Below are 22,833 nucleotides of genomic sequence, written 5' to 3' on the forward strand. Positions count from 1 at the left end.
TTGATTTTAACGGATTCTGTCAACAGACCTTACCAGCATCTCATCTTTTCTGATAAACCTATTCGCCAATAAATTCATGATCATCCCAGCAAAAATTGCCCAAAAACCAATCACAAATGCACCATTGACTTGAGGATTGATTACTTCATTGGCATTATGGGAAAACCAAATAATGATACCAACATTGATGACCATCGCCAATGAATTCATCATATTTACAAACATCTGTCGGGTTCTATTTTTATATTGAAATATACTGAATAGTGCTAATCCCATAGATATAAATGCCAGTATGGCTATTGCTACCTTCGAACTGGACTGTACTAGACCACCTGATTCAACATCTATTGTATTCAAAGCCCATGCAGTAAGCGTGGCTATTTGAGTTTGACTAGGGTTGACCTGATGCCAAATGGGAAATATCAATACCAATACCATGGCCACAGCCACCAAAAACATAAAAACAGTTTGAATTCGTTGTATCATCTTTGTGCTAAATTTTGACAAAGAAACAGGGTTATTTGTTGAATCGCAAGGAATGGATAAATGGTCATTTGAAATTGATAGGGATTGGTATCTTTGTAGCACCAAAATGATAAAATTCAGATACTTTCTTGAACTAGCTTATAAAGGGACCCGATACCATGGATGGCAAATCCAAAAAAATGCACATTCTGTTCAGGCTGAATTGGAAAATGCAATCTCCATCATTTTGGGTCAGCCAACTTCCATCATGGGTAGTGGCAGGACTGATACAGGTGTTCATGCCAGTCAGCAGTTCGTACATTTTGATGCACAGGAAGAATTGGTTGAAAAGGATTTTATCAAAAAACTCAATGCCATTATACCTAAGGATATATCAGGATATTCCCTAAAAAGAGTCCATGAGGATGCTCACACAAGATTTGATGCACTTTGGAGAAGTTATGTTTATAAAATCAGCCTCCGGAAAAATCCTTTTGAACAGGAATATTCTTGGCTGTTCCACAAAAATGTAGACATCGAAAAAATGAACGAAGCCGCTTCAATGCTTCTCCGATATGAAGATTTTCAGTGCTTCAGTAAAGTTCGAACAGATGTAACCCATTTCAACTGTAAAATAAAAGAGGCTTATTGGGAACAAATTGACCAGCAATTGTTATTTCATATAACTGCCAACAGGTTTTTGCGTGGAATGGTACGGGCCATTGTCGGCACTTTGACAAATGTGGGGACAGATAAGCTCAGCATTGATCAATTTGTTGATATTTTGGAAAGCAAAGACAGAACACAAGCAAAATCGTCTGCGCCTGCCCATGGATTATACCTTTGTAAAATCATATATTCCGAAAATTTATTTAAATCGACAAACTTTTGAGCCTGGAAAAAGAAAATATCAAAAGCGGTGACATTATTGACACCCAGGTATTGAGGAAACTTTACAAGTTTGTCAAACCCTATCAACCACAATTCTATTTTTTGGTTTTTTTGACCATTACTTTGGCTATATTGGCTCCTACAAGGCCCTACTTTATCCAAGTTGCCATAGATGATTATGTAGCAGTGGGAGATGGGAACGGTCTTGTCAGAATTATTTATTTGCTCATTTTTCTAATGGTACTGCAGGCTGTTGTTCAGTTTGCACACACATATCTATCAGGATGGATTGGTCAGGTAATTATCAAGGATATCCGAATCAAGTTATATAGGCATCTACTGAAAATGCGTCTCAAGTTTTTTGATAATACTCCCATTGGAAGGTTGGTTACTAGAAACATCTCAGACATTGAAACACTTGCTGAGGTTTTCAGTGAAGGTCTTGCAGCCATCATCGGTGACCTGTTACAGTTGGTGACAATCCTCGCCGTGATGTTTTATGTGGACTGGAAACTCACCTTGGTGAGTTTGTGTACCCTGCCTTTATTGCTCATTTCTACTTATGTGTTCAAAGAGAAAATAAAATTCGCTTTCAATGAGGTAAGAAATGCCGTCTCCAACCTAAATTCATTCTTACAGGAACATATTACAGGAATGAATATTGTCCAAATATTCAACCGGGAGCAGCGGGAATATGAAAAATTCAAGGACATCAATAGAGACCATAAAAAAGCCCACATCAAATCCGTTCTGTATTATTCCATTTATTTCCCTGTAGCTGAAATCATACAGGCCATTGGTATAGGATTAGTAGTTTGGTATGGTGCCACAGGCGTCTTTGACCTGGATATTCAAGTCGGTGTATTGATTTCATTTATTATGTACCTACAGCTGTTTTTCAGGCCAATCCGGATGATTGCTGACAGGTATAATACCCTGCAAATGGGAGTGGTCAGCTCTTCAAGAATTTTCAAATTACTTGAAAGTGATGACCAAATTCCCAATGAAGGCAACTTAAAGCCCGAAAAATTGAAAGGTAATATCAAGCTTGAAAATGTTTGGTTTGCCTATATTGATGAAGATTGGGTCTTGAAAAATATCAACTTTGAGGCCAAACATGGGGAATCCATCGCATTGGTAGGTGCGACAGGTGCAGGCAAATCCTCGATCATCAACCTGATCAATAGGTTTTACGAAATCAACCAAGGGACTATCAAAATAGATGATACGGATATTCGGGATTTTGAATTAGGCTCATTGAGAAGGCATATTGGAGTAGTTTTACAGGATGTGTTCCTGTTTTCAGAAACCATCTTCTACAACATTACTTTAGGCAATCCTGACATCAGTAGAGAAGAAGTCATGAAAGCGGCCAAATTAGTCGGTGCCAAAAAGTTTATAGAAAGACTTCCCGGTGGTTTAGATTATAATGTCATGGAAAGAGGCGCTACGCTTTCGGTGGGCCAACGGCAATTGATTTCATTTGTACGGGCCATGGTCTATAATCCTGAAATCATCATCCTTGATGAGGCAACATCTTCCGTGGATACAGAAACAGAAGAAATGATCCAAAAAGCAATTTCAAAAATGATGAAAGGAAGAACTTCCATCGTAATTGCCCACAGACTATCTACCATCCAAAAAGCAGATAAAATCATCGTATTGCACCATGGTGAAATCAAGGAAATGGGTACCCATGAAAGCTTGCTTGAATTGGGAGGTTTTTATTCTCAATTACATCAAATGCAAATGAAGTCAATGGCCATCGGGGAAGGGTTGGGGTAATTAAAGGATGAAGGATAAAGGATAAGGGATGAAGGATAAAGGATAAGGGATGAAGGGTGAAGGGTAAAGGCAGAATTCAGATTTTAGATTTGAGTCAGATAACTTCCTAAGATTTGATTTGGATGTCATCATTTGTAATTAGCGGTAGGAGATGTAACAAATGTGGCAATTCTGTTAAAATAAATCCATAATTAATGCCGTAGGCATGACCGAAATAGCAGCCCGGCAATTTATTGCCGGGATCAAATCGATAACACGTCACCAAAAGTACCGTAGGTAAGGACGATTTAATGAATCCGAGAAGGGTTTAGAGATACTTATTCAGCATTGTTTCCATTTCCTGTTGCAATTTTTTAGCTTCGGTTCCGGCTACTTTTGCGAAGTCCTTATCATTACCTGCATATATAATCCCTCTCGATGAATTGACCAAAAGACCGCATTGACTGTTCATACCGAATTTAGCTACTTCTGCAAGGCTGCCTCCCTGGGCGCCAACACCTGGAACTAAAAAAAAATGTTCAGGTACAATTTTCCTGACCTCTGCGATCTTCTCTCCTCTTGTGGCACCGACCACATACATCATATTATCTGGATTTCCCCAACCGCTGCTTTTCTCCAAAACTTCCTGAAAGAATGGTTTCCCCGATTGGGATGTAGAGAGTTGAAAATCTGCACTTCCTTCATTGGAAGTTAAAGCCAATAGGATCACCCATTTATTTTCAAATTCCAAAAAAGGTCTGACACTGTCCACTCCCATATAAGGCGCCACAGTGATCGAATCAAAATCCATGGTTTCAAAAAAGGCTTTGGCATACAAGCCGGAAGTATTTCCTATATCCCCTCTTTTAGCATCGGCAATGGTGAAAATTTCTTTCGGGATAAACTCCAAAGTCTTTTGAAGACTTTCCCATCCTTTGGGACCAAGAGCCTCATAGAAAGCAATGTTGGGTTTGTAGGCGACAGCAAAATCGGCAGTCTGTTCGATGATCTGCTTATTGAATTCAAAAATAGGATCCGATTCTTTGAGCAGGTGCGAAGGTATTTTAGAAAGGTCCGTATCTAGACCCACACACAAAAAAGATTTTTTATCACTGATTTGCTGAAAGAGTTCTTTTCGATTCATGAAGGGTTAAATTTTCCTAAAAGTAGGCATAAAAAATATTTCAATCCCTCCCTGAATATTAATTTCAGCGCAGATCAATGATTTCTACCTTTCCGAATTTCTGCGGATTAAATGTGAAATAAGAATCTTGCAAATCAACTTCTGTATTTACCGATGTGAATTTATATTTAAATACTCCTCCCTGATCATCATATATTTCCCAACCCATCAAATCTTTTTTGTTTTTGTCAACAAATAATTTAACCCTTTTGAAAGGGGCATTGGATTTTTCAGCTAAGAGCTCAATTTCCTGTATGACAGTCCCTTTTTCATTTTTTTCACCGATCAATCTATAATTATATCCTTTTTGATATATCGTGTATACAGAAGAGGGTGTCAGTTCATCCTCCATATCGCCCGCATTGTTGACAGTTACCTCTTTGTAATTTCCGGATTCTATATATGTCCAAACAGTTTTGCCATTGTTGAAAATCTCCTGTTCTGGTAATTTCAAATGATATTTATCCCCTTTTATGGCTATGTCTCCACTTTGTGACTGACTTTTTCCATCTTCAAATTCGGCATAGGAAAATTCAAAACTGGCTTGAAGACCTTTCAATGATTTGTATTTCTGGCTCATGCCGTCCAAAATGGTTTTTGCTTTTGGGTCCTTTTGTGCAAAAACAGTTGGGGACATATAAGCTGAAAAAAGAAATACGACAAGGGTGATTATGTTTTTCATTTTGATTGTAGGTTTTCTCCTTTGTATAAATCAAGAAGAATTATAGATTGTTCAATAACCGTTCCAAACTGGCTTCATCCTGTATCAAAACCTCCCTGGCTTTACTTCCTTCAAACGGTCCCACTATACCTGCTGCTTCCAATTGGTCAACAATCCTCCCTGCACGGTTATAGCCGAGCTTCAACTTCCTTTGAATCAGAGAAGTACTTCCCTGCTGATGCAACACAATCAATTTGGCCGCGTCGTCAAAAAGAGGGTCTCTGTCCGCCAAGTCAATACTTGACAAGTTACCTTCTCCTTCCTCCCCTTCAAACTCAGGCAAAAGATAGGCATCTGAATAGCCTTTTTGTTCCCCAATCCAATCACAAATAGAATCCACCTCGGGAGTATCCAAAAAAGCACATTGCAATCGGGTCATTTCAGAACCATGGGAAAGCAACATATCTCCCATCCCAATCAATTGGTCTGCTCCACCTGCATCCAAAATAGTCCTGCTGTCAATCTTGGAAGTCACCCGGAAGGAAAGCCTTGCCGGGAAGTTGGCTTTGATAATACCTGTGATTACATTGACGGATGGACGCTGGGTGGCCACGACGAGGTGAATCCCGATAGCCCTTGCCAATTGTGCCAAACGGGCTATAGGGGCTTCTATCTCTTTGCCAGCGGTCATCATCAGATCAGCCAACTCATCAATAACCAATACGATGTAAGGCATAAACTTATGCCCCTTTTCAGGATTCAACTTACGGGCTACAAATTTGGCATTGTATTCTTTGAGATTTCTACACCCGGCATCTTTGAGTAGATCGTAGCGTTTATCCATCTCTATACAAAGAGAATTCAGAGTATAGATAACCTTTTTGGTATCCGTGATAATCGCTTCTTCCGCTCCTGGTAGCTTAGCTAAAAAGTGTCTTTCTATTTTATTGAAAAGCGTTAATTCAACTTTTTTAGGATCAACCAAAACAAACTTCAGTTGGGATGGATGCTTTTTGTACACCAAAGATGCCAAGATCATATTCAACCCCACAGATTTACCCTGACCGGTCGCACCAGCCATCAGCAAGTGTGGCATTTTTGCCAAATCCATCACGAACACTTCATTGGAAATAGTTTTGCCTAAAGCGACAGGAAGATCCTTATCACTTTTCATAAATTTCTCCGTACCTATGACTGACCTAGCAGGCACAAGTTCTCTGTTTTTGTTGGGAACTTCTATACCAATTGTTCCTTTGCCAGGAATAGGCGCAATGATACGGATACCCAATGCAGCCAAACTCAGTGCTATATCATCCTCAAGATTTTTGATCTTGGAAATCTTGACCCCTGGATCAGGTACTATCTCGTAAAGTGTTACAGTAGGGCCTATTGTAGCTTTAATTTCTTGAATACCGATTTTAAAATTGACCAGCGTTTCTACAATCTTATTTTTATTCTCTTCCAACTCCTGTCTTGAAACGGTGACTTTTTGGAAGTCATAGTCATTGAGCAGGTCAAGCGTTGGATACTTATAATGAGGCAAATCCAGCGTTGGGTCATAAGGATCGAGGTTTTCTACCTCTTCGGCTGTTTTCTCCTCCCTTTCGGATTTGCTGACCGAAAACTTTTTCTCCTCAATTCGGGATGTTATTTCAAGTTTATTTTCTTCATCCACCAAATCTTCTCCTTCTATGTTGAAAACAGGTGAAGTACCCAATTTTTTATTTTCCTCTTTTTCAGATTTAATGGTCCAGCTACTTACATCTTCTTCAATTTCTTCTTCATCTAACTCCCCTTCTATTCCTAATTCATCTCTTTCTTCTTCTACATCATCTAAACTGTCCTCAAAAGGTGAATTTTTGGAAACCCTTTCTTCCACAGATCCAGTTATTCCTTCGCTCAAAGACCAGTTGAATTGATGAATATTGAAGAAAAAAACAAGAAAAATCAATTGGGAACCCACAATGAGGAGGATACTACCCCAGCCAAGAAATTCACTGGATAACAATCCAAGTTCGTAACCAAAGCCCCCACTCAAAAACCCAAGGGTATTAAAACCATCGGCCAACTGAACAAGGTAACCTGTGACGAGGCCTATCCAAAAGACAAAGAACAAAGCAAAAGCGCTATACCTGGACAGAGAAATCAAAGATTTTTTGAACGCTAGTTTGAAACCCAAAAGAAACAGGTAAGGAGGAAAGAGAAAAGCTGCCAATCCAAACCACCTTCGGATAAAAAGGTCCGACATTTGGGCGCCAACCAGACCAAGCCAATTTCTTGTTTCTGCAGCGGTACTTCTTACGCCCTGTTCCAACTCAGAGGCTACAAGACTTTGGTCAGCTTTACCTGAAAACAGATAACTAAAGAATGCAAACAAAAGGAATATCGCTACAAGAATAAAGACTATTCCCAAGGTCAACGGTATTCTTTTATCCTTCACAAAATCCAGGGAAAAGCGACTTGGACTCTTTTCCTTGGATTTGGATTTGGGGTCACTTTTCTTTCTAAAGGTGTTTGTTCTGGGTGTTTCGGAAGCCATAATGTATATTCTATCAGTCCCAAATAAATGGAAGATCGCGGAAATATACAGATTTCCGAACAATCAGTCCCACAATTTGATGAAAAGCCTATTGGTTAAAATGTAAGCGGAAGATTCAAAATCATTTATACTTTAACTTTCGAATTGCTCAAATATTTGGCCAAACCCTTATTGATTTGTTTGACTAAACCCGGACCCTTATAGACCATCCCTGTATAAATCTGTACCAAAGACGCCCCCGCTTCCAATTTATCAATGGCATCCTGTGCTGAAAATATCCCTCCGACACCAATAATAGGAAAAGCATTATTGGATTGTTTGGCCAAAAAGCGGATCACTTCAGTACTTCTTTTTGCCAATACTTTTCCACTTACCCCTCCTGCACCAATTTCTTCGATTTGCTTGACATCTGTAGTCAACAGACTTCGATCAATCGTCGTATTCGTAGCAATCACACCGTCAATTTCGGTTTCCAGGACTATTTCCACAATATCATCCAACTGTCCCACAGTCAGGTCAGGTGCAATCTTGAGAAGGATGGGTTTGGGTTTGTTTTTGTTTAGATTGGCTTTTTTAACTGCCAATAACAGCTTTTTGAGTGGTTCTTTTTCCTGTAGGTCCCTAAGATTCGGTGTGTTCGGAGAACTGACATTGACTACAAAATAGTCCACATAGGGAAAAAGTGCTTCAAAGCAGTAGAGGTAATCATCGACAGCTTTTTCATTGCTTGTTACTTTGTTTTTACCAATATTCCCACCTATCAATACGTTTGAATTTCTCTCTTTAAGACGAATGATGGCTTCGTCCACCCCCCCATTGTTGAAACCCATTCTATTGATCAATGACTCATCGGATGGAAGCCTGAATAACCTCGGTTTTGGATTACCTTCTTGGGGCTGCGGAGTGAGCGTACCAATCTCAATAAATCCAAATCCCAACATGGCCATCTCATCTATCAATTTAGCATCTTTGTCAAAACCTGCGGCCAATCCAACGGGATTTTTGAATTTCAACCCAAATACTTCCCTTTCCAAAACTGGATTTTGATAATCGTAAATTCCTTCTATGATGTTCCTAACAAGTGGGAGGTTAAAGCTTTTTTTGATCAGGTCAAAAGTAAGGTGGTGGGCGTCCTCCGGGTTTTTCCTAAAAAGTATTGGCTTGACGATAGATTTGTACACTTTGCTGTCTTTTTTTCAAAGCGCTAAATTAAACCAAATGGATTACAAATAATACCTTTATTCTCAGAGAATATTATTGCCTAAAATGAAGTAATTATCCAACTTTTCTTTTTTGAAACTCCGGAGTTGGAAGACCGAAGGCAACATTCAAACTTTAGCTATCTAGAATCTTATATTATTCTGTAACTAACTGAAAAATCCAATTCCGTTCATTAAAGGACCTTTTGATCAAGAAGAATGGAATTCCAGTAGCTGCTATTATTAATCCCGTTCCACTATGCGAAATTTTATTATCACTAAATGGAGTAATACCTACAACAACAGTTGAAATCAGAAGTTCTAACATCGTAACTGCCCCTCCAAGGGCTATTATTCCTACTCCTACTACTTTTGGTCCAATAGGGTTTGACTTAAATTTAGCAATTTCATTGATATCAACTTCATCACCTTTTACAAAAATCCTTCCATCATTTAATATAACCATTTCCCCTTTGAAGCGCTTCCCATCAAATGTCCGCACAATCACTCTTTTCCCATTATTGATATATTGAATATTTCCATTGGACTTATGGAACAGACCAAGTTGATATTTTTCTACCTGTTGACCGAACGAAATACCTGTACCCAATAAAAAGAATAAAATGGTTAGTCTGAGTATATACATAAAGAATAAAATTTATAACAAAGGTGAATTCATTTCTTCGAAAACTAACTTTTTTTTTAAAAAGAATGCAAATCATCATGGGTTATTAAATCTTTATAATTCTTCCTCTAATTATCCCCGCGGATGAAACTCATTCAGTACTTGCCTAAGGTAATCCCTGTCAAGATGGGTGTAGATTTCAGTAGTGGTGATGCTTTCATGTCCGAGCATCTCCTGAACGGCCCTCAAATCAGCGCCTCCTTCGATCATGTGGGTAGCAAAACTATGACGGAAAGTATGGGGACTTACATTTTTTTTCAAACCAATCAATTCTACTTGTTTTTTGATAATTAGGAAAACCATCACCCGGGTGAGTTTTTTGCCTCTTTGGTTAAGGAATACATATTGCTCATGGCCTTTGGCCGGTGTCATATGGTTGCGAACTTCTTCTGCGTATAACTTCAAATACTTCAGCGCATCTTTTCCAATAGGCACAAGTCTTTCCTTATTTCCTTTTCCAATGACTCTTAAAAAACCCACGTCTGCGTAGACATTGCCAATTTTTAATTCGATCAATTCCGTAACCCTCAATCCAGAGCTATACAGAACTTCCAACATTGCCCTGTTGCGATGACCTTGAGCTTCTCCTAGAGGAATACTTTCCAAAATCTGATTGATCTCATGAAAACTTAAAGTATCCGGAAGTTTTCTTCCCAATTTAGGTGCTTCCAAAAGTTGAGCTGGATCTTCAGAAATTCTGTCCTCATACATCAGAAATCGGTAGAATGCTTTGATCCCTGAGATGATGCGGGCTTGGGTGTATTCCGAGATTTCAAGTTCGGCCAGTCCATTTACAAAATACCTGAGGTGCTCCAATTTAACCTGTGTAGGTTGTACATCGGGGAAATTATTCTCCATATACCTGCTGAGCTTTTCCATGTCCTGCTGATAGGCAAGCATGGAATTTTTACTTAATGACCTTTCGATTTTCAGGTGATGTTGAAATTGGCGGAGAATTGGGGTCCAAGTGGCCATATATTTTTCTTATTAAAATATCAAGTGAATAATTGAAGATTGCTTCCTAAAGCAATGTGGTCAAAATCTCTATCTCTGTGCCAAATTGGAATGTTGAAATAAATTGCAATCCATAATGCAGTACGATTAAAACCATAATCTTTTATATTGATCTCATATCCTCAAGACTACCGTCCCATTTCAATTTTTCACGAAGTTTCGCAAGCTCCCTCAATTTCAGTTTTCTTAAATACTCCCTCAGTGAAGTTTCTACTACCTCTTTTTTAGTCTTGATTGAGGTTTTTTCCAGAATCTCGCTTATCAGGTTCTCATCTATTTCAATATATATTCTCATGATTTTGAATCCAGATTATAAACAAAATTAGCTTTATTTTTACATACAAAAGTTTAATCCCCAAAAATCTGCATAATCGCTTTTTAACCGATAACTTTAACCTTTCAAAACAACTAAACTCCAATCACATTGAAAATCCTTATCATCAACGGTCCTAATCTCAATCTCTTGGGCAAACGAGAACCTGAGATTTATGGCAGCACTTCCTTTGAAGATTATTTTGAAACCTTGAAAACCAAGTTTTCTGATCTGGAATTATACTATTTTCAAAGCAATATTGAAGGCGAAATCATTGATAAGATTCATGAAGTTGGGTTTGATTTTGATGCAATACTTATTAATGCGGGAGGATATACCCATACCTCTGTTGCCATTTCGGATGCTATTGCAGGAGTGACCACTCCGGTATTGGAGGTACATATTTCCAATATTTACAAAAGAGAGGAATTCCGTCACAAAAGCATTATTACCAAGGAATGTGTTGGCATGATATCTGGTCTAGGTCTCAAAGGGTATGAACTGGGCATCCAGTTTTTTCTAAACCAGTAGGTTCCGAAATCCAATATCCTAATATCAAAATATCAACGAATATCCATTTATACAAAATTGAATGTCTATAACCATAGAGACTTTTCAAACTATTAATCAATCAAATTTAGAAATCATGATCACATTTGCACCGGGACCATCCAAGGTCTATGACAGCTTACCCCAATACATGCAGGACGCCTACGAAAAAGGAATTCTTAGCGCAAATCACCGTTCTGCTGTTTTCATGAATCTCTATCAGGAAACTGAAACGCTAATGCGTGAAAAGCTGCATGTGCCTGATGATTACAAATTACTTTTCACCTCCTCTGCAACGGAGAATTGGGAGATCATTTCCCAATCCATTGTGCAGTCGGCAGGATACCATATTTTTTCTGGTTCTTTTGGCAAGAAATGGTTTGATTATGCGAAATATATCGAACCAAAATGCTTTGCCCATAAATTAGAAGCTGATCAGACCATTGATGTGGAAGATTTGGAAATTGGAGAAGAATATGATGTGATTGCCATTACCCAAAATGAGACTTCAAACGCCACTCAGGTCACCAATCAGACAATCGCAGCCATTGCAAATAAGTATCCCGAAAAGATGATAGCGGTGGACACAACTTCTTCCATGGGAGGAATTGAGCTGGAATTTGGATTGGCAGATATTTGGTATGCTTCAGTTCAGAAATGTTTTGGATTGCCTGCAGGATTGGGTATTTTGATTATTTCCCCAAATGCTATTGCAAAGGCGAAAGATAAAGGCGAAAAAGGGAGGTATAATAGCCTGAACTTTATGCTTGAAAATGCAGAAAATTATCAGACGCACTACACCCCAAATGTTTTTGGCATCTATTTACTATATAGGGTTTTACAGGACATCCCTGAAATCCAGCATATCGACCAAAAAACCAAGGAAAGGATGAGGATGCTGGAAGATACAATAGCCAAGACAGGAAAATTAAGAATGCTAATTCCCAATCCTGAAGCAAGAAGCAGTACTGTTCTCGCTATTACCGGTAGGGATGAACTTATCTCTGAAGTAAAAAAATCAGCCGAAAAAGAAGGGATGCAGATGGGCGGTGGCTATGGTGCATTAAAGTCAAGCAGTTTTAGAATAGCGAATTTCCCTTCGATCTCCGATTCGGAATTTGAAAATCTGATCAATTTTCTCAAGAAATATTAGGCCTAAAATTTAGACAACCTTCAAAGTCTAATTCTAACTATCAACCTGTTGCTTCCACAGCACAAAAACACCATGTTCAATTTCAAAGAAATATTCTCGGTCACATTGATACTTTTTTCAGTGATTGACATTCTCGGTTCCATACCGATTGTGATCAATCTTAGGAAAAAAGTAGGTCATATCCAATCGGCTAAGGCAACCATTGCCGCTGGTGTTCTAATGATACTTTTCCTTATTGTTGGCAAGTCAATCTTGGGACTATTTGGTATTGGAGTTGAGGACTTTGCAATTGCAGGTGCATTGATCATTTTTGCTTTAGGTGCAGAAATGATTTTAGGTGTAGAGCTGTTTAAGCCTGACCCGGAAGCCTCCACCACAAGTGCATCAATAGTCCCTATTGCTTTTCCATTAATTGCTGGTGCAGGCACATTGACTACCATTCTGACTCTAAAGTCTGAATACACGCAGGCCAACATTGCGGTCGGAATAATTATCAACCTAGCTATAGTGTATGGAGTTTTAAAGAGTACCAATTGGCTGGAAAGCAAATTAGGCAAGACAGGATTGGATGTGTTAAGAAGGATTTTCGGTATCATTCTTTTATCTATCGCCATCAAGATTTTCAAAGGAGCATTATACACTGGTGAGATGATTTGATTTTGAAACAAACCATTCAAGTTTTTAAAACCTAAATGGATTTCCTAATTTTTATAGTTAATCAAAAATAAATCTACTTTTCTTTGCAGCATGATTACAATCTTTACAGACGGTGCCGCCAAAGGCAACCCTGGGCCAGGAGGTTATGGCGTTGTTATGAAATATAATAAGCACAGAAAAGAACTTTCGGGAGGTTTCAAACTTACCACCAATAACCGAATGGAACTCTTGGCTGTTATCCGTGCCCTTCAAGAACTGAAAGTAAGGGATATACCAGTTACCATTTACTCAGATAGTAAGTATGTGGTGGATGCCATAGAAAAGGGTTGGCTTTGGGGTTGGCAAAAAAAAGGTTTCAAGGACAAAAAGAACGTCGATCTCTGGAAGATCTATATTCCTTTGCATGTTAGGTACAAGCCAAAGTTCATGTGGGTAAAAGGTCATGCAGGACATCTAGAAAATGAACGCTGCGATCAATTGGCGGTAGCTGCTGCGGAAATGCCAAATTTACCTATTGATGAGGGCTATGAGAATCTTTAATCAATTATTCTATCATGGCATTGGCTAGCAGAATAAAAGACTCCTCTTTCCGGTTCAAACAATTTACTGTTCACCAGGACAGGTGCGGCATGAAAATCAGCACAGATGGGGTAGTCCTGGGTGCATTTGCAGGACGGGGAAATCCAAAAAATATTTTGGACATTGGCGCAGGTACAGGGGTTGTTTCTTTGATGCTTGCCCAAAGGTTTCCTAATGCAATGATTACAGGGATTGAAATTGATAAAGATGCTGCCAAACAGGCTTCTGAAAATATCCACCAAAGTCCATGGAGTAACCGGATCAAAATTTTAAATCAAAGCTTACAGGAATTTCAAAGGAAGCAGGATATCAAATTTGATTTGATTGTAAGCAACCCCCCATATTTTCCAAAACATTTAAAATCAATTGATCAAAAAAGAAATTTGGCGTTACACAATGACAGTCTTTCTTTTTTTGACCTTGCAAATGGTATTTATAGTTTGATGGAGAATAAAGGACATTGCTGGTTAATTCTACCTCCTGAACAAATGGATACAATCAATAAAATTTTTGAGTTTTTAGGACTTTTTATCACCGAGAAACTAGATTTAAGGGATAAACAGAATAAAAATATTATAAGGACTATTCAGGATTTTTCATATTCAAAAGGAGCAATAAAAAAGTCCATTATCAATATAAAGGATGAATCCGGAGAATACTCGAAAGATTATTCGGAATTGTTAAACGAGTTTCTTATCATATTCTAGTTTATATATTAACCTACGAAGACTAAAGTATTTTTTTAAACCCATTATTCCTGTATTTTTAGAGCCTATTTTAAGAACAAATTAAATGAATAAGAGTAAGATTGGTTTATTATCATTGCTGGCCATTCTATTTGGTATTTTTTCATCATGTGAGGAAGAAAATAATATATCTCCCTCACTGGTGACTGAGGAGGTTATTTATCTGAGTGGGGAGCGCGCCAGATTGTTGGGAAGGATCATTACTACCCAAAATATCAATGCTTCTGACCATGGTTTTTACATAGCAGAAAACGAGTCCTTTAATCAGCCAATGATCATTTCTTTGGGAGAAAGAATCACCCCGGGCAGATTTATAGGTGAAACTGATGCGTTGAACATTGAACGAAGCTATTTTGCCAAATCCTTTATAAATGTAGGTGGGGAAATCCAGTTCGGCAATGTTTTGCAACTCACAACACTATCACCTGAAGTCCAAAGTTTTTTACCAAACAACGGTCCTGTAGGTACTATCATCACGCTAACTGGAAAAAATTTCACTTCTGATACCAGAATACTGATCGGGAATAGACCTGCCGAGATTCAAAATATTGAATTTGAATCAAGGATTACAGCACGAATTCCCGCTGCTGGTTCTGTGGCAAAAGAAAATGTGACCGTTATTGTTCAGGGGAAGGAATTTGTGCTTTCTCAGCAATTTGAATACACCACTGGGTCATTTTTAAAATTGCAGAATCCTCCCGCCTCAGTCAGATTTATAGATAATATCTTTTTTCAGGACAATGAAAATTTCTATTTGGGATTAGGAACTGATGCCAATCAGGTGGTGAGTTCAAAAATGTGGAAATACAGTTTGGGTAACGAACAATGGACAGAAGTGCCATTTCAAGGCAATGCCCTATGGCTTGCATTTCATACTAATAACTATTTCGGAGGTGGGGGAATGCTAGCCTCTCGAGCGCCATATACAACTTCCAGAGATTTTTGGAGCATCCAAAATGGCGCCTTTGAAAAACTACCTGATTTACCATTCGAGTGTATAAATGCGATTTCTTTCGAAACCAATGAAAACCTTTATGTTTTCGGTGGGATATTAAACGATAATTCTTATAAATATTCCAAATCCCAAGGTAATTGGGAAAGTATTACTTCTACTCCGTTTTCCGTAGATAATTCCCTTCTTCATTTCCAACACGACAATAAATTCTATATCATAACCCCATTTGACAGAACCATTTTTTCTTTTGATCCGGGTACTGAAACCTGGAATGAATTCGGATTTTATCCCGGAGACATCGTTGGTGGATCAGGTTTTGGCGTCACCATAGGTGATAACGTCTACCTAGGAATGAATAATAGATCCGTACAGGTTTGGCAATTAAATATGGTTACAAAAAATTGGATTAAAAAAAATGATTTCAATGGAATCTCCGCAGCCCTAAATGTTGGGGTTTACTCTAATGATGGGTTTATTTATTTAGCGCGTAGAATTGAATCGAACAATCAAATGGAATTCTGGAGATTTGATCCAAATGGGCTTTAAAAAATTAATATGATGAGAAAAATTTTACCAATACTATTTTTTCTTTTCCTGATTGGTTTCGCGGCAAATGCGCAACAAAAAACTGTCGTAGGAAGAGATATCGGCCAGTTAAAAGACCTTAAGGTAGGTGGCCGAATCATTGATCAGATCACGGGTGAGCCCTTAGTCGGAGCTACAATTACGGTTAGGGAACTGACAAAAACAGAAATCACAAACACTAACGGGACCTTTAACCTGATTTTGGACCGAGCTGAGTATACGCTCGAGATCCGGTATATCGGTTATGAAACTGTTATTTATCCATTTGTGGCTGTTGGTGATGGAAGAATAAGTCTTACGATGATTCAAGAAGACTTCACTTTGGATGATGTGGTTATTTATGGTCGTGATCCTGAAAAAAACATCAGGAGTACAGATATGGGTGCGATCAGCATCAGCATGAATACATTAAAGGAATTGCCGCCCTTTTTGGGAGAAGTGGACATCATCAGGAGTATAGCCACCTTGCCGGGTGTTAGTCAGGTAGGGGAAGCTTCTTCTGGACTCAATGTGCGTGGGGGCGGTGCAGACCAAAACCTGATCATGTTTGCAGGAGCCCCCATTTATAATCCTTCTCACCTCTTTGGTTTGTTCACGGCTTTCAACCCTGATGTGGTCAATGATTTTACTTTGTACAAAGCGATAATTCCAACAAAATACGGAGGTAGAGGTTCTTCCATCTTGGATATCACTCCAAAATCGGGAAGTTTGACCAATTGGGGCGGTGACTTGATGGTTGGTACAGTTTCCGGTAAAATCGGATTTAACGGACCGATTATCAAAGACAAAGTTTCCGCTAAAATAGGAGTTAGGAGTTCTTACATAAACTGGCTGCTCAAATCATTAAACAATCCGGACCTGAGGACAAGTCAGGCCAATTTCAATGATGTAAACGGAATTCTATATGGTGAAATCAACGACAACCATAACGTCACTTACAGTTTCTACCGTAGTTATGATGATTTTGCCTTGGCTTCTGACACCACCATTTCATGGAAAAACACGAGCCATACCATCAATTATCAAGGCAAATTCTCGGAAAAACTCTCAGTTAATGCAATTGGATTTTATACACTGTATGATTTTACCATCTTCAATCAATCCGGTATCAATAATTTTGATTTGAAGTCCGGGATTATTGATAATGGATTGAGATTAAACTTTACTTATGCCCTTAGTGATAGGAACCGAATCACTTTTGGCGGAGACACCAAAAACCTTACCATCAACCCAGGAGAACTGATACCGGGTGTTGTCAATGGAGAGTCAACCATACTTCCTCAATTGGTACAAAGTGAATATGCAAGAGAATCTGGTCTTTATCTCCAACATGAACTTGAATTGGGGGAGAAATTCGGTTTTTCTTATGGAATGAGATATGACCTGTATCAATATTATGGCCCCAGAACAGTCCGGGAATATGCACCAAATCTTCCTCTGAACTCTGGAAATGTCGTTGGTGAAAGAACCTATGGAGATGGTGAACTTATCCAAACTTATGATGGATGGGGGCCTAGAGTGTCCATGCGCTATTCCATAGATTCAAAAACCTCTATCAAAGGTGGCTACAACAAAATGTACCAGTTTATTCATTTGATTTCGAATACTGCCACCATTGCGCCAACGGATATCTGGAAATTGAGTGACCAGTTTTTGAAACCACAGATTGTCGATCAATATTCTCTTGGTATCTATAAAAACTTCAAAGGAAATATTTTTGAGACCTCAGTGGAAGTTTATTATAAAGACATTCAAAATGTGGTGGAATATAAAGACGGTGCAAAGCTTTTGCTTCAGAACAATCTGGAAACAGAAATTATTCCGGGTGAAGGAAAGGCATATGGGGTTGAAGTTTATGCAAAGAAAAATCTTGGGAGAGTTACAGGATGGGTAAGTTATACCTATTCCAGGGCTTTCAGAAGAGTCATCACTCCTTTTGAAGAAGAGATAATCAATGACGGAGAATGGTTCCCGGCCAATTTTGATAAACCTCATGACCTTACTTTGATTGGAAATTACAAAATGGCTTCAAATGTTTCCCTTTCAGCAACATTCTCTTACAGCACAGGAAGGCCAGTTACTTTTCCTGAAGCCAAATTTGATTTTGCAGGCAATTCTCTTGCCTTTTTCAGAAATCGGAATCTTCAAAGAATTCCTGATTTTCACAGATTGGATCTTTCTTTGAATTTCCAATTGAAAGGGAAAGGGAAATTTTACGACGGTGACTGGACTTTTGCTGTCATGAATGTGTATGGTAGAAAAAACCCATTCTCGATATTTTTTGCTGATCAGCCAGGTTCTCCTCCGCAAGCCTATAGACTTGCAATACTTGGCGTACCGCTTCCTACATTAAGTTATTCGATGAAATTCTAATGAACATGTTAAAAAGATTGATTTATATAATATTGATTATCCCAATCTCATGTATTGATCCATACAAGATTGATATTCCCCAAGGGGCTCAACTGCTAACAGTAGATGGAATTATTACAACCGATCCTGGACCTCATTTGATCAGATTAACCAGAAGTGATACATATGGAAGCGTTTTTGAAGGCCTGATAAGACCTGTAATTAGGGCAAAAGTAGGTATCAGAGATAGTGAAGGCAATGTTGTCTTTCTAAATGAAATTGAAAATGACGGTATTTATGCCACTCCTGAAGGTTTTAGGGCAAGGGTTGGGATTTCATATTCTATCCAAATTGATTTACAGAACGGCAGATCCTATACTTCCCTTCCCGAAAGAGTGGAATCTGGACCACAAATTGATTCACTTTCTTACCAATCTGTGAAATTTAACACCAATGACAGATTGACTGATTTAATTGGAGTTCAGGTTTTTGCCCACTTCAGAGATCCGAGTGACCAGGCCAATTTCTATTATTGGAGAAGAGGGACCTCCACATTTGCATTAGTAGCCAATCCCGAACTTCACACTTTACCTCCAGATCATCCCACCAATCCAAGAGGTCCGGATCCAAAGGATTGCTGTTCGATTTGTTTTTTAGAGGACGACTCAAGAATCCAAAGATTTACACTTGCTTCAGATGAAAATTTCAATGGCCTGTCCCAGAGACTTCCAGTTTTGTTTATTGAGGATAATGGATTGAGGTTCAAACAAACTTACAGGGCTGAGATACTACAAATGTCCGTTTCAACCGGAGCGCATAGGTTTCTAAGGTTGATCGAGCAGCAAACAAACCTCACAGGAAGCGTATTTGACAATCCTCCAGCCAATATCAGGGGAAATATCATCAGTCTTGATGATCCTGATGAAGTGGTATTAGGTTATTTTATGGCGGGTTCGGTTGATAAAAAGCAGATCTATATTGAAAAAGAAAAACTGGAATTTCTTCAAACCCCTAGAACTATTCCTGATGATTGTCTTACTGTAAGTGGAGCCCGACTAAATCCTCCTTCCGATTGGAATCCTTAAGGGAATAATTATTTTTCCCCAGAAAAACCTAATCGTCTTCAATATTTAACATGTTTGTACTTAATAATGCCAATAAAATGCTAATTCAATATAATTCTCATAAGGAAGCTGAAATGTCCAGTACATCGGACTTCGGACTTCCGACCTGTTTGTAATAGAATATTGGGTTACGGGCAAAGAAGCAGATAACCCATATATTTAATAAAGATATAGTGTAAGTTCAAGAAAAGTTTCACACAACCTTTCTTGAACTTACCCATTTTTTTAAGTAACTATAAAGCAGCAAATACAAGGTCACAAGGGTTTTTGGAATAGCCCTATGGCTAGCTTCAATTAATTATAACGCCCTAACTTTTTCTTCAAATTCAACCCCTTCTTTTCTCAATGCGTCTAAAATAGGATTATAAATTTCGGGTAGAACAGGGACATGCAATCCCCTTACATTGATTTCACCTTCCAAAAACAGGTCCACAGCTATTGCCAGGGGAAGGCCAACTGTTTTGGCCATTGCTGTGTATTCATGATTTTCTCCTTTACATACCAAACTTGAAATCATCTCTTTTTTGCCATCAGTTGTCTCAATTTCAAATAAATGCTGCATGACTATCATATCTTTATCTTGAGGACCTAATTTCCACTTTTCTTTTAAAATTTCTTCCAAAATTGATGCAGGACTTCCGCTCGTTTTTGGTAATTCGATATTTGAAAACATTCCCAGCCACTCGATTTTTTCTACTATTTCGGTATTAACCCAAGGTAAAAGTTCCCGGAGTTTCTCGACGACCGATTTGGTTTCATGGTAAGGCAAAAAAGAATTGAAAAACATTTTGTGGGTAAATCCAGAAGGTAATTGCATTTTAAAAGAGTCGTCCGTGATTCCTAGTTGCACAAAGACATCCCAACTTTGACAAAAACCAGCTCTTCTCAATGTCCCTCTAAGCAACGTGCGGATATCATCAAGCCCATAAATCTTTCTATAGCTCAAAGAATCCCTGTTTGGATAGCCATCGAAATCACCCACTTTTTCAAAGCTGATTTTTTCCAATCTTCTGTAAAGCATGTGATAGGGTACATATTTATACGATCCATTTTGGATATACCTAGAGGTTCCTTGACCCGCTAAAACCACATTACGAGGGTTCCAAGTAAATTTATATTTCCAAGGATTATCCTCACTTTCTGGCGCCAATAATCCCCCCGTAAAGGACCTGAAAGCAGTTATCTTATTGCCATTTTCTTTTTCACAATGGATGATTTTCATAGCTGACATATGATCCAAACCAGGGTCTAATCCACATTCATTCAAGAAAAGAAGATTTTTTTCTTCAATTTCACTTTTCATTTCCCTCATTTCCTCCGATTCATAAGATGCGGAAAAAAAATGCTTTCCCAGTTCAAGACAGTCCTTTGCGATGATCGGATGTAAAAAAGCCGGAAGCATGGAAATCACCACATCAGAATTTTTAATTATGGCCTTTCTATTCTCTACGTCATCTAAATCTATCCATATTGCCTTACCTGACTTATGGTTTCTAAGCTTTTGAGTAGCAATTTCCAGAGAAAGATCTGCTAGAATGATCCTTCTTTTTTTTGCATCAGCAGTGTCCAAAAGATAGTTTATCAGATAAACGGATGATTTTCCGGAACCGAGGATTAATATTGTCTGCATGCTAAATAAATAAATTTGACAGCCCGAAGTTGTGAAAAAACAAGCAAGTCTAAAAATCCAACACTATAATTAAATGGAAAATAACAATTGCGGATTTTTTTTTGTTAATTCAATCTGATTTTTAAATCAAATAATGAACAGAAGAATAGAGTTGAAAGTAAGTTTGGAAGTGATCCAAAAAAAGGATTGGTCTGAGGAAGAAAGCATTTTGATCTCACGAGCAACCGAAATTTTAGAATTGGCCCATGCCCCATATTCAGGTTTTCTAGTTGGGGCTGCTTTGCTTTTGGAAGATGGTTCTATTTTTGTAGCAAATAACCAAGAGAACGTTTCCTTTCCTGTCGGGGTATGCGCGGAAAGAGCAGTCCTTAGCTATGCGATGGGGAATCACCCTAATTTAAGGCCTTTGAAATTGGCGATAGTTGCCAAAAGGAAAGATGAAAAAAAAATGGCGACGGTAACACCATGTGGGCTTTGCCGACAGACTATCAATGAGTATGAAGTTAAATTTGGGCAGCCCATAGATTTGTTAATGCTCAATCCTGAAGGGGAAATTTTAAAAGCATCTGGTATTGAGCAGTTATTGCCTTTTAGGTTTAACGATTTGAACAGTTAATGAAATATAATTTCAAGTATCAGCACACAGCCCATTACAGAACATCCCATGTGGTCAATAGAAACGAAAAAGAAATTCTTATTGCCCTTCATGGCTATGGTCAGTTGTCGGAATACTTTCTCAAAAAACTTGAGCCAATATTCCGCGATGATAGGTTGATTGTAGTACCAGAAGCAACTAACTATGCTTATTTAGAGGGTTTTTCGGGAAGAGTCGGGGCCAATTGGATGACCCGTCATGAAAGAGAATTTGCCATTGAAAACAACCATAATTATCTCAATGGACTTTTGGAAAATATTCTTTTAAAATACCGAAATAAACCTATCATCAAAGTCATGGGATTTTCCCAAGGAGCTGCTACGGCAACAAGATGGGTCAGTCAACTGTCCATATCAGTGGACTCGCTAATACTTTGGAGTGGTGGATTTGCCCATGATCTTAATTTCCAAAAAACTGGAGAAAAGCTAAAGAATACAGAAATTATGATTGTATTAGGTGAAAATGACAGCATGATAACCACTGATTCCATTGAAAAGCAAGATGAGTTTCTTTCACTTTTTCCTTTTGAAGTTAAAAAACTACAATTTGAAGGAGGACATGACTTAAATATACCTTTACTTCAAAAGATTTTTGAATAATCATGATTATACCCATGTTACCTGACCAAAAAGTTTGATATGAACTGCGAGTTATTTAATTTTCTTAAAATTTTATCTGAATTCCACAATGCTTACCCTATCTGAAAAAGAAGTTGAAAAAATAGCGGCTCAGCTGCTGAAGGGGATGATTTGTTTTTTCCAATTGGATAATAAAAAAATTCACCACTTACCTGATGACGAGGACTATTTCAATTATGATCTTACTCCCGAGGAGGAAGATATTCTGGATGAAATAGATGACAATCCGGACAATTTTGCAGAATTCACCAAGATGGAACCCAATCAGGAACATCAACTGATGGAGAATTTTGCTGATAGAATCGTAAAAGAGAGGAATTTTCAGGATGAACTCTTCAATGCCCTAAGTAAGCCGAAAGCTGCAACAGGTTTTAAATTTCTAATCGATAGTTCTGGAAAATATTCGGAAAAATGGCAGGAACACCGAATCCAAAAATATAGGGATTGGGTAAAGGAGCAAGTTGACAGCTTCAACTATGCCGAAGAATAGGAAAAA

22 protein-coding genes are annotated in these 22,833 nt (G+C 38.3%); 13 read left to right on the forward strand and 9 right to left on the reverse strand.

Annotation, left to right across the window (positions count from 1 at the left end; translation table 11 throughout):
• Positions 1-6: 6 nt before the first annotated feature.
• A complete protein-coding gene (locus ACEW8U_RS08080) occupies positions 7-486 on the reverse strand; it encodes a DUF4293 domain-containing protein (protein WP_373521531.1) in 480 nt (159 codons plus the stop codon).
• 106 nt (positions 487-592) lie between these two features.
• Here ACEW8U_RS08080 and truA point away from each other — a divergent pair, with 106 nt between their 5' ends.
• Both truA and ACEW8U_RS08090 read left to right on the forward strand, forming a co-directional pair.
• Positions 593-1,357, forward strand: coding sequence for a tRNA pseudouridine(38-40) synthase TruA (gene truA / locus ACEW8U_RS08085; RefSeq protein ID WP_373521580.1), 765 nt, complete (start codon positions 593-595; stop codon positions 1,355-1,357).
• Positions 1,354-3,141: an ABC transporter ATP-binding protein gene (locus ACEW8U_RS08090; RefSeq protein WP_373521532.1), complete on the forward strand. Its 1,788-nt coding sequence runs from the start codon at positions 1,354-1,356 to the stop codon at positions 3,139-3,141. Before truA ends, ACEW8U_RS08090 begins: the two co-directional genes overlap by 4 nt.
• A gap of 307 nt (positions 3,142-3,448) precedes the next feature.
• On the opposite strand, the gene pyrF is transcribed toward ACEW8U_RS08090, so the two are convergent.
• The 7 genes from pyrF to ACEW8U_RS08125 all read right to left on the reverse strand — a co-directional run bounded on the left by pyrF (position 3,449) and on the right by ACEW8U_RS08125 (position 10,696).
• Positions 3,449-4,264 carry an orotidine-5'-phosphate decarboxylase gene (gene pyrF, locus ACEW8U_RS08095; protein WP_373521533.1) on the reverse strand — a complete coding sequence of 272 codons (816 nt, stop codon included), beginning with the start codon at positions 4,262-4,264 and terminating at the stop codon, positions 3,449-3,451.
• 64 nt (positions 4,265-4,328) lie between these two features.
• A complete protein-coding gene (locus tag ACEW8U_RS08100; protein WP_373521534.1) occupies positions 4,329-4,985 on the reverse strand; it encodes an outer membrane lipoprotein carrier protein LolA in 657 nt (218 codons plus the stop codon).
• Between the two features lie 40 nt (positions 4,986-5,025).
• Complete coding sequence (locus ACEW8U_RS08105) at positions 5,026-7,503, reverse strand: DNA translocase FtsK (protein WP_373521535.1); 2,478 nt, start codon at positions 7,501-7,503, stop codon at positions 5,026-5,028.
• Between the two features lie 125 nt (positions 7,504-7,628).
• Positions 7,629-8,684 (reverse strand): quinone-dependent dihydroorotate dehydrogenase, encoded by a 1,056-nt coding sequence (locus tag ACEW8U_RS08110; protein ID WP_373521536.1) that lies wholly within the window; start codon positions 8,682-8,684, stop codon positions 7,629-7,631.
• A 175-nt stretch (positions 8,685-8,859) separates the two neighbouring features.
• A complete protein-coding gene (locus ACEW8U_RS08115) occupies positions 8,860-9,348 on the reverse strand; it encodes a hypothetical protein (RefSeq protein WP_373521537.1) in 489 nt (162 codons plus the stop codon).
• A 111-nt stretch (positions 9,349-9,459) separates the two neighbouring features.
• Entirely contained in the window at positions 9,460-10,362 is a 903-nt protein-coding gene (gene xerD, locus ACEW8U_RS08120) for a site-specific tyrosine recombinase XerD (protein ID WP_373521538.1), read from the reverse strand.
• A gap of 142 nt (positions 10,363-10,504) precedes the next feature.
• Positions 10,505-10,696, reverse strand: a complete 192-nt coding sequence (locus tag ACEW8U_RS08125; RefSeq protein ID WP_373521539.1) for a type II toxin-antitoxin system VapB family antitoxin — start codon at positions 10,694-10,696, stop codon at positions 10,505-10,507.
• Between the two features lie 129 nt (positions 10,697-10,825).
• Here ACEW8U_RS08125 and aroQ point away from each other — a divergent pair, with 129 nt between their 5' ends.
• The 8 genes from aroQ (at position 10,826) to ACEW8U_RS08165 (ending at position 19,375) form a co-directional block, all read left to right on the forward strand.
• Positions 10,826-11,245: a type II 3-dehydroquinate dehydratase gene (aroQ, locus tag ACEW8U_RS08130; protein ID WP_373521540.1), complete on the forward strand. Its 420-nt coding sequence runs from the start codon at positions 10,826-10,828 to the stop codon at positions 11,243-11,245.
• 115 nt (positions 11,246-11,360) lie between these two features.
• Complete coding sequence (locus tag ACEW8U_RS08135; protein WP_373521541.1) at positions 11,361-12,416, forward strand: aminotransferase class V-fold PLP-dependent enzyme; 1,056 nt, start codon at positions 11,361-11,363, stop codon at positions 12,414-12,416.
• A 72-nt stretch (positions 12,417-12,488) separates the two neighbouring features.
• Positions 12,489-13,073, forward strand: coding sequence for a MarC family protein (locus tag ACEW8U_RS08140; protein ID WP_373521542.1), 585 nt, complete (start codon positions 12,489-12,491; stop codon positions 13,071-13,073).
• A 90-nt stretch (positions 13,074-13,163) separates the two neighbouring features.
• Positions 13,164-13,613 (forward strand): ribonuclease HI, encoded by a 450-nt coding sequence (rnhA, locus tag ACEW8U_RS08145; RefSeq protein ID WP_373521543.1) that lies wholly within the window; start codon positions 13,164-13,166, stop codon positions 13,611-13,613.
• 14 nt (positions 13,614-13,627) lie between these two features.
• Positions 13,628-14,359, forward strand: a complete 732-nt coding sequence (locus ACEW8U_RS08150) for a tRNA1(Val) (adenine(37)-N6)-methyltransferase (protein ID WP_373521544.1) — start codon at positions 13,628-13,630, stop codon at positions 14,357-14,359.
• A gap of 85 nt (positions 14,360-14,444) precedes the next feature.
• Positions 14,445-15,899, forward strand: coding sequence for an IPT/TIG domain-containing protein (locus tag ACEW8U_RS08155; RefSeq protein ID WP_373521545.1), 1,455 nt, complete (start codon positions 14,445-14,447; stop codon positions 15,897-15,899).
• Positions 15,900-15,908: 9 nt separating this feature from the next.
• Positions 15,909-18,311 carry a carboxypeptidase-like regulatory domain-containing protein gene (locus tag ACEW8U_RS08160; RefSeq protein WP_373521546.1) on the forward strand — a complete coding sequence of 801 codons (2,403 nt, stop codon included), beginning with the start codon at positions 15,909-15,911 and terminating at the stop codon, positions 18,309-18,311.
• A gap of 5 nt (positions 18,312-18,316) precedes the next feature.
• A complete protein-coding gene (locus ACEW8U_RS08165) occupies positions 18,317-19,375 on the forward strand; it encodes a DUF4249 domain-containing protein (protein ID WP_373521547.1) in 1,059 nt (352 codons plus the stop codon).
• A gap of 337 nt (positions 19,376-19,712) precedes the next feature.
• Here ACEW8U_RS08165 and ACEW8U_RS08170 read toward each other — a convergent pair whose 3' ends face one another.
• On the reverse strand, positions 19,713-21,044 hold the full coding sequence (locus ACEW8U_RS08170) for a saccharopine dehydrogenase family protein (protein ID WP_373521548.1): 1,332 nt from the start codon (positions 21,042-21,044) through the stop codon (positions 19,713-19,715).
• A gap of 133 nt (positions 21,045-21,177) precedes the next feature.
• Between ACEW8U_RS08170 and ACEW8U_RS08175 the strand changes: the two genes are divergently transcribed.
• The 3 genes from ACEW8U_RS08175 (at position 21,178) to ACEW8U_RS08185 (ending at position 22,827) form a co-directional block, all read left to right on the forward strand.
• Positions 21,178-21,660: a cytidine deaminase gene (locus ACEW8U_RS08175; RefSeq protein ID WP_373521549.1), complete on the forward strand. Its 483-nt coding sequence runs from the start codon at positions 21,178-21,180 to the stop codon at positions 21,658-21,660.
• Complete coding sequence (locus ACEW8U_RS08180; protein ID WP_373521550.1) at positions 21,660-22,298, forward strand: alpha/beta hydrolase; 639 nt, start codon at positions 21,660-21,662, stop codon at positions 22,296-22,298. Before ACEW8U_RS08175 ends, ACEW8U_RS08180 begins: the two co-directional genes overlap by 1 nt.
• Positions 22,299-22,386: 88 nt before the next feature.
• A complete protein-coding gene (locus tag ACEW8U_RS08185) occupies positions 22,387-22,827 on the forward strand; it encodes a UPF0158 family protein (protein ID WP_373521551.1) in 441 nt (146 codons plus the stop codon).
• Positions 22,828-22,833: the final 6 nt, after the last annotated feature.

This window comes from Aquiflexum sp. (assembly GCF_041751335.1).
Lineage (GTDB): Bacteria > Bacteroidota > Bacteroidia > Cytophagales > Cyclobacteriaceae > Aquiflexum.

Bases quoted from the DNA above. Each gene is read 5' to 3' on its own strand.
- ACEW8U_RS08185 (WP_373521551.1), top strand. From the start codon at position 22,387: ATGCTTACCCTATCTGAAAAAGAAGTTGAAAAAATAGCGGCTCAGCTG.
- ACEW8U_RS08100 (WP_373521534.1), bottom strand. From the start codon at position 4,985: ATGAAAAACATAATCACCCTTGTCGTATTTCTTTTTTCAGCTTATATG.
- ACEW8U_RS08125 (WP_373521539.1), bottom strand. From the start codon at position 10,696: ATGAGAATATATATTGAAATAGATGAGAACCTGATAAGCGAGATTCTG.
- ACEW8U_RS08155 (WP_373521545.1), top strand. From the start codon at position 14,445: ATGAATAAGAGTAAGATTGGTTTATTATCATTGCTGGCCATTCTATTT.
- ACEW8U_RS08175 (WP_373521549.1), top strand. From the start codon at position 21,178: ATGAACAGAAGAATAGAGTTGAAAGTAAGTTTGGAAGTGATCCAAAAA.
- ACEW8U_RS08160 (WP_373521546.1), top strand. From the start codon at position 15,909: ATGATGAGAAAAATTTTACCAATACTATTTTTTCTTTTCCTGATTGGT.
- pyrF (WP_373521533.1), bottom strand. From the start codon at position 4,264: ATGAATCGAAAAGAACTCTTTCAGCAAATCAGTGATAAAAAATCTTTT.
- ACEW8U_RS08180 (WP_373521550.1), top strand. From the start codon at position 21,660: ATGAAATATAATTTCAAGTATCAGCACACAGCCCATTACAGAACATCC.
- xerD (WP_373521538.1), bottom strand. From the start codon at position 10,362: ATGGCCACTTGGACCCCAATTCTCCGCCAATTTCAACATCACCTGAAA.
- ACEW8U_RS08080 (WP_373521531.1), bottom strand. From the start codon at position 486: ATGATACAACGAATTCAAACTGTTTTTATGTTTTTGGTGGCTGTGGCC.
- ACEW8U_RS08105 (WP_373521535.1), bottom strand. From the start codon at position 7,503: ATGGCTTCCGAAACACCCAGAACAAACACCTTTAGAAAGAAAAGTGAC.
- ACEW8U_RS08135 (WP_373521541.1), top strand. From the start codon at position 11,361: ATGATCACATTTGCACCGGGACCATCCAAGGTCTATGACAGCTTACCC.
- truA (WP_373521580.1), top strand. From the start codon at position 593: ATGATAAAATTCAGATACTTTCTTGAACTAGCTTATAAAGGGACCCGA.
- ACEW8U_RS08165 (WP_373521547.1), top strand. From the start codon at position 18,317: ATGTTAAAAAGATTGATTTATATAATATTGATTATCCCAATCTCATGT.
- ACEW8U_RS08115 (WP_373521537.1), bottom strand. From the start codon at position 9,348: ATGTATATACTCAGACTAACCATTTTATTCTTTTTATTGGGTACAGGT.
- rnhA (WP_373521543.1), top strand. From the start codon at position 13,164: ATGATTACAATCTTTACAGACGGTGCCGCCAAAGGCAACCCTGGGCCA.
- ACEW8U_RS08140 (WP_373521542.1), top strand. From the start codon at position 12,489: ATGTTCAATTTCAAAGAAATATTCTCGGTCACATTGATACTTTTTTCA.
- ACEW8U_RS08170 (WP_373521548.1), bottom strand. From the start codon at position 21,044: ATGCAGACAATATTAATCCTCGGTTCCGGAAAATCATCCGTTTATCTG.
- ACEW8U_RS08150 (WP_373521544.1), top strand. From the start codon at position 13,628: ATGGCATTGGCTAGCAGAATAAAAGACTCCTCTTTCCGGTTCAAACAA.